The following is a 10546-nucleotide window of genomic DNA, read 5'->3' on the forward strand; positions in this document are numbered from 1 at the left end:
GGCCCGACGGGTCGAGGATCGTCCAGTTCGCCCCCGCGCGCAGCGTCTTGTAGCGGCCGCAAAGGTCAGGCGGCGTTGAAGGTGTCGGGGTCCGGGCCGGTGCGCTCGCCGCGGTCCAGCGGGGTCAGCGACTCCATCTCCTCCTCCGTGAGGGTGAACCCGAACAGGTCGAAGTTTTCCTCGATCCGGGACGGCGTCACCGACTTCGGGATCACCACGTTGCCCAGCTGCAGGTGCCAGCGCAGCACGATCTGCGCCGGCGTGCGGCTGTGCTTCACCGCGAGTTCCGCGATCACCGGGTCGCCGAGCAGGCTGCCGCCCTTGGCGAGCGGGCTCCACGCCTCGGTCGCGATGCCGTGCTTCGCGTCGAACTCGCGGAGCTCGCGCTGTTGCAGGTACGGGTGCAGTTCAACCTGGTTGACGGCGGGAGCGACGTCGGCGGCGTCGAGCAGGCGCTGCAGGTGCGACGGCTGGAAGTTGGAGACGCCGATCGCGCGGACCCGGCCGTCGGCGTGCAGCTTCTCGAACGCCTTCCAGGTGTCGAGGTACTTGTCGCGCGCCGGGGTCGGCCAGTGGATCAGGTAGAGGTCCAGCTGCTCCAGGCCGAGCTTGGTCATGCTCTCGTCGAACGCCTTGAGCGTCGAGTCGTAGCCCTGGGCCGAGTTCCACAGCTTGGTGGTGACGAACAGTTCGTCGCGGGCGATGCCGGACTCGGCGATCGCCTGGCCGACACCCTTTTCGTTGCCGTAGACGGCCGCGGTGTCGATGCTGCGGTAGCCCGCGTCGAGGGCGGCCTTGACGGCGGTGGCGGTCTCGTCGTCCGGGACCTGGAACACGCCGTAGCCGAGCTGCGGCATCCGCACGCCGTTGGAGAGTTCGATGACGGGCACGCTGGTCACGAGGGGTCCTTTCGGTGGGTGGTTCATCGGGCGAGTACCCGTTCCCCGGCTGCGAAACTAGCCGGATTCCGGCGGTCGAGCAGTCCGGAGACGAGTGCCACGGCGAGGCCGGCCGCGGCGAGCACGGCGCCGATCCAGTTGGGGGCGGTGTAGCCGAGGCCGGCGTCGATGGCCTGGCCGCCGAGCCACGCGCCACCGGCGTTGCCGAGGTTGAACGCGGCGATGTTCGCCGCCGACGCCAGTGCCGGGGCGCCCTCGGCCTTGGCCAGCACGCGGGCCTGCAGCGGCGGCACGGTGGCGAAGCCGGCCGCGCCGAACAGCGCGATCGTGATCGCCGCGGGCACCTTCGCGTGCGCGGTGAACACGAACGCGACGAGCACGAGCGCGAGGGCGGCGAGGATGACGTAGAGGCTGGGCATCAGCTTGCGGTCCGCGGCCCTGCCGCCGAGCAGGTTGCCGGCGAACAGGCCGGCGCCGAAGAGCACGAGCAGCCAGGTGACGGCGCCGCTGGAGAAGCCCGCGACCTCGGTCATCATCGGGGCGATGTAGGTGAAGGACGCGAACACCCCGGCGAAGCCGAGCGCGGTCATCACCAGCGCGAGCCACACCTGCGGGCGGCGGAACACGGCCAGCTCGCCGCGCAGGCCGGCCCCCGGTTCGGGTTCCTGGTGCGGCACCAGCGTCAGGATGCCGATCGCGCCGGCGACGCCGAGCGCGCTGACCACCCAGAACGTCGAGCGCCAGCCGAAGGCCTGGCCGAGCGCGGTGCCGGCGGGCACGCCGAGGACGTTCGCCACGGTCAGCCCGGTGAACATCAGCGCGATGGCGCCGGCCTGCTTGGCCGGGGCGACCAGCGACGCGGCGACGACCGAGCCGACGCCGAAGAACGCCCCGTGGCTCAGCGCGGCGACGACCCGGCCGGTCATCAGCAGGCCGTAACCGGGGGCGAGCGCGGAGAGCACGTTGCCGGCGATGAACAGGCCCATCAGGGCGACCAGCACGGTCTTGCGCGGCACGCGCGAGGCCAGCGCGGTGAGCAGGGGAGCACCGACGACGACGCCGAGCGCGTAGCCGGAGATGAGCAGGCCTGCGGACGGGATCGAGACGCCGAAATCGGCCGCGACCTCGGGCAGCAGGCCCATGATCACGAACTCGGTGGTGCCGATCCCGAAAGCGCTGATCGCCAGTGCGAGCAGAGCGGCGGGCATGGAACTTCCTTCTTCCCGGAGTAGACTGAGGGCGTTGGCAACTACAAGCGTCCGAGATAGTTGCACACGCGGGTTATTGCACAAGCTTGCGACTTGCCGGGCAGTCTGCGCAAGCCGGGAAGGGGTGAACCGTGTCACTGGACGACGACGCCGTCGAAGCACGCGCGCAGGGCTGGCGAACGCTGGCCGCGCTCCACGCGCGGATCGAGGACCGGCTGCAGCGTGCGCTCGAGCGCGACCACGAGCTGTCGGTGAGCGAGTACACGGTCCTGGACGTCCTGGCTCGCCAGGACGGCTTCCACCTGAGGATGAACCAGCTGGCGAACGCGGTGGTCCTCAGCCAGTCGGCAACAACGCGGCTGGTGGCCCGCCTGGAGGGGCGGGGGTTGCTGGCCCGGTACCTGTGCGCGGACGACCGCCGGGGGATCTACACGGAGGTGACACCGGCGGGCCAGGCGCTGCTGACGGCAGCGCGTCCGACGCACGATGCGGCGTTGGCGGAGGCGCTCGGGGAGGCGGAGGCGCGGCCGGAGCTGGCGCCGCTGGTCGGGGCGCTCGGTGCGTTGAGTTTCGGCGGGGCTGCTTCTTCCGCCTGAGGGTGCTCGCCCGCGATGGGGCGTTGCGGCGGTGGCGCGCGCCCGGCGCACGACACCGCGCTGGAAGGCGCTCGGTTTCTGCGGGACCCGCTTCTGGGCGACGGTGATCTCGAATGGATTACTGCTGTGGGGGTACCGATCTGGCGCGCCGTGGTCAGCCCGAGCGGCTTCCGCCTGACGGTGATCTCGAATGGCGTAACCGCTGCAGCGGAACCGATCCGGCGCGCCCGCAATTAGCCCGGTCGGTGGCGCTCTGTCCGCCATGTTGTCCGCGCAGTGCGGCCGGTATGGGCGTTTCTGCCGGTATCGTGCCAATGGGGGCTGACGGCGTCGAGCCGTGGAGTTCTTGCCGCTCAAGGAAACCCAGTACCGCCGCGCCGGCCGGGGACATGGCCGGCGCGTGATCTCGCTGTGTGGACCCGCTGCTGACCGGGGCGGGCTGGACCGGGGAACTGGAGGAACCATGGGGAAGCTCGGTGTCTGGCTGATCGGGGCCCGCGGCTCGGTGGCCACCACCGCCGTCGCCGGGGCGGCCGCGCTGCGGGCGGGGCTCGCCGCGCGCACCGGCTGCGTGACCGACCTGCCGGACTTCGCCGGGGCCGCGCTACCGAGCCTGGGGGACCTGGTCTTCGGGGGACACGACGTCGTCGGCACGCCGCTGGTCAAGCGGGCCGAACACCTGGCCGCCGCCGGGGTGCTGCCGGCCGCTCTGCCCGGTGCGGTCGCCGCCGAGCTCGACGCCGCCGAGGCTCGGCTGCGGCCCGCGCCGTCCGGGGGCGGGCGCGGCGCGGTCGAGCAGGTGATCGGCGACCTGACCGAGTTCCGCCGGGGACTGGACCACGTCGTCGTCCTCAACGTCGCCTCCACCGAACCGCCGTGTCCACCGCACCCCGCGCACGCCTCCCTGGCCGCCCTCGAGACCGAGCTCGACACGCTGCCGCCGAGCGCGCTCTACGCCTACGCCGCCTTCCGTGCGGGTTGTGGCTTTGTCGACTTCACCCCGTCCACCGGTGCACGGCTGCCTGCCCTCGACGAACTCGCCCGAGCCACCGGGCAGCCGTACGCGGGCCGCGACGGCAAGACCGGCGAGACGCTGCTGCGGTCCGTCCTCGCGCCGATGTTCGCGCAGCGCGGGCTGAACGTCCTGGCCTGGTCGGGCACGAACCTGCTCGGCGGCGGGGACGGCGCCACGCTGGCCGACCCCGCGGCCGCGGCGAGCAAGAACGCGTCCAAACAGCAGGTGCTGGCGCGGAACCTCGGCCGCCCGGTCGACGGCGACGTGCACATCGACTACGTCCCGGCCCTCGGCGACTGGAAGACCGCCTGGGACCACGTGCTGTTCGAAGGCTTCCTCGGCGCGCGCATGACACTGCAATTGACCTGGCAGGGCTGCGACTCGGCGCTCGCCGCGCCGCTGGTGCTCGACCTCGCCCGGCTGGCCGGCAAGGCGTGCCGCGACGGCGTGGCCGGGCCGGCCGCCGAGTTCGGCTTCTTCTTCAAGGATCCCGTCGGCGACGGCCCGCACGACCTGGCGTCGCAGTACGCCGCCCTGCGCGACTGGGCGCACCGGTGAAGGCGCTGGTCGAGCTCGTCCGCGCCCCCGCCGCGCTGACCGTCCCGGGGGACGCCGTCGCCGGGGCCGCCGCGGCGGGGTGGCCGTTCGGCCGCCGCACGCTCGCCCTGACCGGTGCTTCGGTCTGCCTCTACTGGGCGGGCATGGCGCTCAACGACTACGCCGACCGTGACCTCGACGCCGTCGAACGACCCGAACGGCCGATCCCGTCGGGCCGGGTCGCGCCGAAGACCGCGCTGGGCGTCGCCACCGGGCTGACCGCGGGCGGGCTGGCCATCGCCGCGGCCGCCGGGGGACGGCGGGCCCTGCGGGTCGCCATGCCGCTGGCCGCGACCGTGTGGGCCTACGACTTCGCGCTCAAGAACACCGTGCTGGGCCCGGCCGCGATGGCCGCCGCCCGCACCCTCGACGTCCTGCTCGGCGCGGGCGGGAGCAGACCGGCGCTGCCCGCCGCGCTGACCGTCGGCGCGCACACCTACGCCGTGACAACGCTGTCAAGGTCCGAAGTGGATGGTGCCGGGCCCGCGCTGCCCGCGGCCACCCTGGTCGCGACGGCCGGCGTGGGGGTCGCCGCCGGCCGGGGCGGCCTGCTGTCCTCGGCGCTGCTCGGGACGTACGCCGTGACCACCGGCGGCGCGCAGTACGACGCCGTCCGCGACCCGGCCGCGCGCAAGATCCGGCGGGCGGTCGGGGCCGGGATCCACGGCATGATCCCGTTGCAGGCCGGGTTGATCGCCCGCGCCGGCGCGTGGCGGCCGGCGCTCGCCGTGGCGGCCGCGTTCCCGGTCGCGCGGGCGCTGGGCCGGAAGGTGTCGCCGACATGAGGTTCGGGTACGGCACCAACGGCTTCGCCAACCACCGGCTCTCCGACGCCCTGCGCGTGCTGGCCGACCTCGGGTACGACGGCGTCGCGCTCACCCTCGACCACCAGCACCTGGACCCGTTCGGGCCGGACCTCGCCCGCCGCGTCGCCGGCGTCGCCGCCGACCTGGACCGGCTCGGTCTCGCCGTCGTGGTCGAGACCGGCGCGCGGTTCCTGCTGGACCCCTGGCGCAAGCACTCGCCGACGTTCCTCGACCCCGACCGCGCGCGCCGCGTCGAGTTCCTGACGCGGGCGGTGAAGATCGCCGCGGACCTCGGTGCCGAAGCGGTTTCCTTCTGGAGCGGCAACAAACCCGCGGACCTCGAACCCGAGAAGGCGTGGGCGTACCTGGCCGATGGATGCGCCGAGGTGCTCAAGGCCGCCGACGAGCACGACGTCCGGCTCGGCTTCGAACCCGAGCCCGGGATGCTCGTCGAGGACCTCGACGGGTACTTCGAGCTGTCGGGAAGGCTCGGCGACCCGGACCGGTTCGGGCTGACGCTGGACATCGGGCACTGCCGGTGCACCGAGTCCGCGTCCGTGCCCGACTGCGTCCGCCGGGCGCTGCCGCGGCTGGTGAACGTCCAGATCGACGACATGCGCCGCGGCACGCACGAGCACCTGGAGTTCGGGCGGGGCGAGATCGACTTCCCGCCGGTCCTGGCCGCCCTCGCACCGTACTCCGGGCTCGTCGCCGTCGAACTGCCGCGGGACAGCCACGCGGCCCCGCGGATCGCCCGCGAGTCCCTGGAGTTCCTGCGGAAGGCGGTGACCGCGTGAACGCCTGGCTGGAAAAGGCGCTGTCCGACGTCGCCGCCGACGCGAAGGCGTTGCGCACGGTGTTCCCCGCCGTCGGCCGCCGGGTCGGCCGGACGGCGGCGGACACGGCGCGGGTGGAGCTGCTCGCGGCGGCCCCCGGCGCCGCCGCGGAGATGCCCGAGCTCTACCGCTACGGCGATGCGGCCGAAAAGCGCGCGATCCTGTATGGACTGTCCGTTGTGGACATCGGGGACGCCGGGATCGAACTGGTCGCGGACGCGCTGCGCACCAACGACACCCGCCTGGTGGCCGCGGCGATGGGCGAGTACGCCGCCACGCACCTCGACCCGCCCGCATACCGCCACGGCGTGCTCAAGTGCGTCTTCATGGGCATCCCGCTGGCCGCCGTGGCCGGCCTGGACCGCCGGACCGACGACGAACTGCTCCGCATGCTGCGGGACTTCGCCGCCGAACGCACCGCGGCCGGCCGCGAAGTCCCCGCCGATCTCCGCACCCTGCTGAACGAACAGGACGGCTGATGCGCATCTTCGACCCCCACATCCACATGAGCTCGCGGACCACCGACGACTACGCGGCCATGCACGCCGCCGGCGTCCGCGCGCTCGTCGAACCGGCGTTCTGGCTCGGCCAGCCGCGCACCGGCGTCGGGAGCTTCACCGACTACTTCGACGCCCTGGTCGGCTGGGAACCGTTCCGCGCGAGCCAGTTCGGCATCGCCCACCACTGCACGATCGCGCTCAACCCCAAGGAGGCCAACGACCCGCGCTGCGTTCCGGTGCTCGAGCTCCTGCCGCGGTACCTGGAGAAGGACGGCGTGGTCGCGGTCGGCGAGATCGGCTACGACTCGATGACCGCAGAGGAGGACAAGGCGTTCGCGGCGCAGCTCGCCCTGGCGATCGCCCACGACCTGCCGGCCCTGGTCCACACCCCGCACCGCGACAAGGCGGCCGGGACCGAGCGGAGCATCGCCGTCGTCCGCGAATCGGGGATCGCGCCGGAGCGCGTGGTGCTCGACCACCTCAACGAGCCGACCGTCGCGATGGCCAAGGACTCCGGCTGCTGGCTGGGCTTCTCCATCTACCCGGACACGAAGATGGACGAGGACCGGATGGTCGCGATCCTGAAGGAGTACGGCACCGAGCGCGTATTGGTGAACTCGGCCGCCGACTGGGGCAAGAGCGACCCGCTCAAGACCCGCAAGACCGGCGACGCGATGCTGGCCGCCGGCTTCACCGATGACGACGTCGACCGGGTGCTGTGGCGCAACCCCGTCGAGTTCTACGGCCAGAGCGGGCGGCTGTCGCTGGACGAAGGGCCTCCGGCAGCCGAGTTCGCGGGCAACTCGATCCTCCGAGGGGCGCGCAAGTGAGGTTCCGGCACCGGGACGGCACGCTGGTCCACCTCGCCTACTGCACCAACGTCCACCAGGCCGAAGACCTCGACGGCGTGCTCGCCCAGCTGGCCCGCTTCGGCGAGCCGGTCCGCGAGCGCCTGGGCGTGGCCCGGCTCGGGCTCGGCCTGTGGCTGGCCCGGCCGGTCGCCGCCGAGCTGGCCGCCGACCCGGGCGCGGTGGCCCGGCTGCGACGCGAGCTGGCGGCGCGCGGCCTGGAGGTCGTCACCTTCAACGGGTTCCCCTACCAGGGCTTTCACGACCCGGTCGTCAAGCACAAGGTGTACCGCCCGGACTGGGCGGCGCCGGAGCGCACGCGGTACACCCTGGACCTCGCGCGGCTGCTCGCCGAGCTGATGCCGGACGACGCCGTGCGCGGCAGCGTGTCGACCCTGCCGCTCGGCTGGCGCACCGAGTGGCGGGGCGACGACGGGCAGCTCGACGTCCTCGCCAAGGGGCTCGCGGCGCAGGACCGGCCGGTGCGGGTCGCGTTCGAGCCGGAACCCGGCTGCATCATCGAGACGACCGCGCAGGCCGCGTCGCTTCTGTCCGAAGTGGACAAGGACCGGCTCGGCGTCTGCCTCGACACCTGTCACCTCGCGGTCGGTTTCGAAGACCCGGCCGCCGCTCTGGGGCGGCTGGAGGCGGCCGGGCTGGACGTCGTCAAGCTGCAGGCCTCGGCCGCGCTGGAGGCTCCGGATCCGGCCGATCCCGTCACACGGACGGCGTTGGCCTCGTTCGTGGAGCCCCGGTTCCTGCACCAGAGCACCGAAGGAGCGCCACCCGGAGCCGACGACCTCGACCTCGCGCTGGCCGGCGCGCTACCCGGAAAGCAGCCCTGGCGGGTGCACTTCCACGTGCCGCTGCACGCCGACCCGGCGCCGCCGCTGACGTCCACCCGGCCGTTGCTGGCGGCCACCCTGGCCGAGCTGTTCGCCGGCGCGGCCGCGCGCACCGACCACGTCGAAGTCGAGACCTACACCTGGCAGGTGCTCCCGGACGCCCCCGCCGACGACGCCGGGCTGGTCGCGGGCATCGCGGCCGAGCTGGACTGGACCCGGCGAAAACTGACCACCCTGGGCCTGGAAGAGGTGTCCGCATGAGTTTGCTCGTCCTCGACGTCGTCGGGCTGACCCCGCGGCTGCTCCCGCACATGCCGAACCTGCGCAAGACGGCCGAGCCGGGCTTCACCGCGCAGCTGGACACGGTGTTCCCGGCGGTCACCTGCCCGGTGCAGTCGACGTTCCTCACCGGCCGCACCCCGGCCGGGCACGGGATCGTCGGCAACGGCTGGTACTTCCGCGAACTCGGCGAGGTGTTCCTGTGGCGCCAGCACAACAAGCTGGTGCACGGGGACAAGTTCTGGGACGCGGCCCGCCGCGCGCAGCCCGGCCACCGGGTCGCGAACGTCTGCTGGTGGTACGCGATGGGCGCGGCCACCGACCTCACGGTGACCCCGCGGCCGATCTACCACGCCGACGGCAAGAAGTCCCCGGACTGCTACACGTACCCGCCGCAGCTGCACGACCGCCTGGTCGGGACCCTCGGCGAGTTCCCGCTGTTCACCTACTGGGGTCCGACGGCGTCGATCACGTCGTCGCAGTGGATCATCGCCGCGGCACAGAAGATCGTGGCCGAGGACAAGCCGGACACCACGCTCGTCTACCTCCCGCACCTCGACTACGACCTGCAGCGCTTCGGCCCCGACGCACCCGAGGCCGCGGCGGCGGCCCGGGAGCTCGACACGGCTCTGCGGCCGCTGCTCGACCAAGCGGCCGCGGGCGGGCACACCGTCGTCGCGCTGTCGGAGTACGGCATCACGAACGCGAGCCGGCCGGTCGACGTCAACCGGGCGCTGCGCCGCGAAGGCCTGCTCTCCGTGTACGTCCAGGCGGGCATGGAGTACCTGGACCCGTGGACGTCCCGGGCGTTCGCGGTCGCCGACCACCAGGTCGCGCACGTCTACGTCGCCGATCCGGCCGACCTCCCGCGGGTGCGGGCCATCGTCGCCGGGCTGTCCGGAGTGGACGTCGTACTGGACCGGGAAGGCCAGGCCGGGTTCGGCATCGACCACGAACGCGCGGGTGAGCTGGTCGCGATCGCCGAGCCGGACGCGTGGTTCACCTACTACTACTGGCTCGGCGACGACCGCGCGCCGGACTTCGCGAAGACCGTCGAGATCCACCGCAAGCCCGGTTACGACCCGGCCGAGCTGTTCTTCGACCCGCGCGACCCGAAGGCCAAGCTGAAGGCGGCGGCCACGCTGGCCCGCAAGAAGCTCGGCCTGCGGTATTCGATGCAGGTCGTGCCGCTCGATCCGGCTCCGGTCCGCGGCAGCCACGGGCGGCTGCCCGACTCGCCCGAGGACGGGCCCGTGCTGCTGTGCTCGGACCCGGCGTTCGCGCGCGAGAAGATCCACGCCACCGAGGTCAAGGACCTGCTCCTGGCCGCCGCCGTCCCGACCGAATGACGAGGTCTTCCGTGCAGGTGCTGGTGTTCTCCAAGACGACCGCGTACCGCCACGACTCGATCCCGGCCGGGATCCAGGCGATCCGGGAACTGGGCTCGGCGCACGGCTTCGCCGTCACCGCGACCGAGGACGCGTTCACCCCGGCCGCGCACGACGTGGTGGTGTTCCTCTCGACCAGCGGGGAAGTCCTGGACGCGGCGCAGCGGACGGCGTTCGAGTCCTATGTAGAGGGTGGGGGCGGATACGTCGGCGTCCACGCGGCGGCCGACACGGGGTACGACTGGCCGTGGTACGGAGAGCTGGTGGGCGCCTGGTTCGAGACGCACCCGGAGATCCAGCAGGCCCGGTTCGTCACCGAGGACGGCACCCATCCGGCGACCGCCCACCTGCCGCCGGTGTGGACCCGGACCGACGAGCTGTACGACTTCCGCACCAATCCGCGTGGCCGGGTGCACGTCCTGCAGACGCTGGACGAGTCCAGTTACACCGGTGGCGGGATGGGGGCGGACCACCCGATCACCTGGTGTCACCCGCAAGGCCGGGGCCGGGCGTTCTACACCGGACTCGGCCACACGAGCGAGTCCTACGGCGACCCGGCGTTCCGCGCGCTCCTGCTGGGCGCGATCCGCTACGCCGCGGGAGTGCTCCCCGCGGCCCGGCAACGTCGCGAATGACTCATTCGGGACGTCGGAGGTCCCCAATGAGTCATTCGCCACACCCCCGCGGCCCCACCCCCCCGCCGGGGCCCCCGCGGGGGGGGGGGCGCGC

General features: G+C 72.8%; 11 protein-coding genes. 9 read left to right on the plus strand and 2 right to left on the minus strand.

Annotated elements, in window-relative coordinates:
• Positions 1-65: 65 nt before the first annotated feature.
• Both ACWDN5_RS44450 and ACWDN5_RS44455 read right to left on the minus strand, forming a co-directional pair.
• On the minus strand, positions 66-899 hold the full coding sequence (locus ACWDN5_RS44450) for an aldo/keto reductase (RefSeq protein ID WP_449680506.1): 834 nt from the start codon (positions 897-899) through the stop codon (positions 66-68).
• 23 nt (positions 900-922) lie between these two features.
• Positions 923-2107 (minus strand): MFS transporter, encoded by a 1185-nt coding sequence (locus ACWDN5_RS44455; protein ID WP_449680507.1) that lies wholly within the window; start codon positions 2105-2107, stop codon positions 923-925.
• 131 nt (positions 2108-2238) lie between these two features.
• Between ACWDN5_RS44455 and ACWDN5_RS44460 the strand changes: the two genes are divergently transcribed.
• The 9 genes from ACWDN5_RS44460 to ACWDN5_RS44500 all read left to right on the plus strand — a co-directional run bounded on the left by ACWDN5_RS44460 (position 2239) and on the right by ACWDN5_RS44500 (position 10452).
• Positions 2239-2703, plus strand: a complete 465-nt coding sequence (locus ACWDN5_RS44460; protein WP_310972211.1) for a MarR family winged helix-turn-helix transcriptional regulator — start codon at positions 2239-2241, stop codon at positions 2701-2703.
• Positions 2704-3166: 463 nt separating this feature from the next.
• Complete coding sequence (locus tag ACWDN5_RS44465; protein WP_449680508.1) at positions 3167-4276, plus strand: inositol-3-phosphate synthase; 1110 nt, start codon at positions 3167-3169, stop codon at positions 4274-4276.
• A complete protein-coding gene (locus tag ACWDN5_RS44470; RefSeq protein ID WP_449680509.1) occupies positions 4273-5100 on the plus strand; it encodes an SCO3242 family prenyltransferase in 828 nt (275 codons plus the stop codon). The genes ACWDN5_RS44465 and ACWDN5_RS44470 overlap by 4 nt, the downstream gene beginning before the upstream one ends.
• Positions 5097-5918, plus strand: coding sequence for a sugar phosphate isomerase/epimerase family protein (locus ACWDN5_RS44475; RefSeq protein WP_449680510.1), 822 nt, complete (start codon positions 5097-5099; stop codon positions 5916-5918). The genes ACWDN5_RS44470 and ACWDN5_RS44475 overlap by 4 nt, the downstream gene beginning before the upstream one ends.
• Positions 5915-6436 carry an EboA domain-containing protein gene (locus tag ACWDN5_RS44480; RefSeq protein ID WP_310972215.1) on the plus strand — a complete coding sequence of 174 codons (522 nt, stop codon included), beginning with the start codon at positions 5915-5917 and terminating at the stop codon, positions 6434-6436. The genes ACWDN5_RS44475 and ACWDN5_RS44480 overlap by 4 nt, the downstream gene beginning before the upstream one ends.
• Entirely contained in the window at positions 6436-7287 is an 852-nt protein-coding gene (locus ACWDN5_RS44485; RefSeq protein WP_449680511.1) for a TatD family hydrolase, read from the plus strand. Before ACWDN5_RS44480 ends, ACWDN5_RS44485 begins: the two co-directional genes overlap by 1 nt.
• A complete protein-coding gene (gene eboE / locus ACWDN5_RS44490; RefSeq protein WP_449680512.1) occupies positions 7284-8411 on the plus strand; it encodes a metabolite traffic protein EboE in 1128 nt (375 codons plus the stop codon). Before ACWDN5_RS44485 ends, eboE begins: the two co-directional genes overlap by 4 nt.
• A complete protein-coding gene (locus tag ACWDN5_RS44495; protein ID WP_449680513.1) occupies positions 8408-9778 on the plus strand; it encodes an alkaline phosphatase family protein in 1371 nt (456 codons plus the stop codon). The genes eboE and ACWDN5_RS44495 overlap by 4 nt, the downstream gene beginning before the upstream one ends.
• Complete coding sequence (locus ACWDN5_RS44500) at positions 9775-10452, plus strand: ThuA domain-containing protein (RefSeq protein ID WP_449680514.1); 678 nt, start codon at positions 9775-9777, stop codon at positions 10450-10452. Before ACWDN5_RS44495 ends, ACWDN5_RS44500 begins: the two co-directional genes overlap by 4 nt.
• Positions 10453-10546 lie beyond the last annotated feature (94 nt).

The organism is Amycolatopsis sp. NPDC003731 (genome assembly GCF_053586895.1).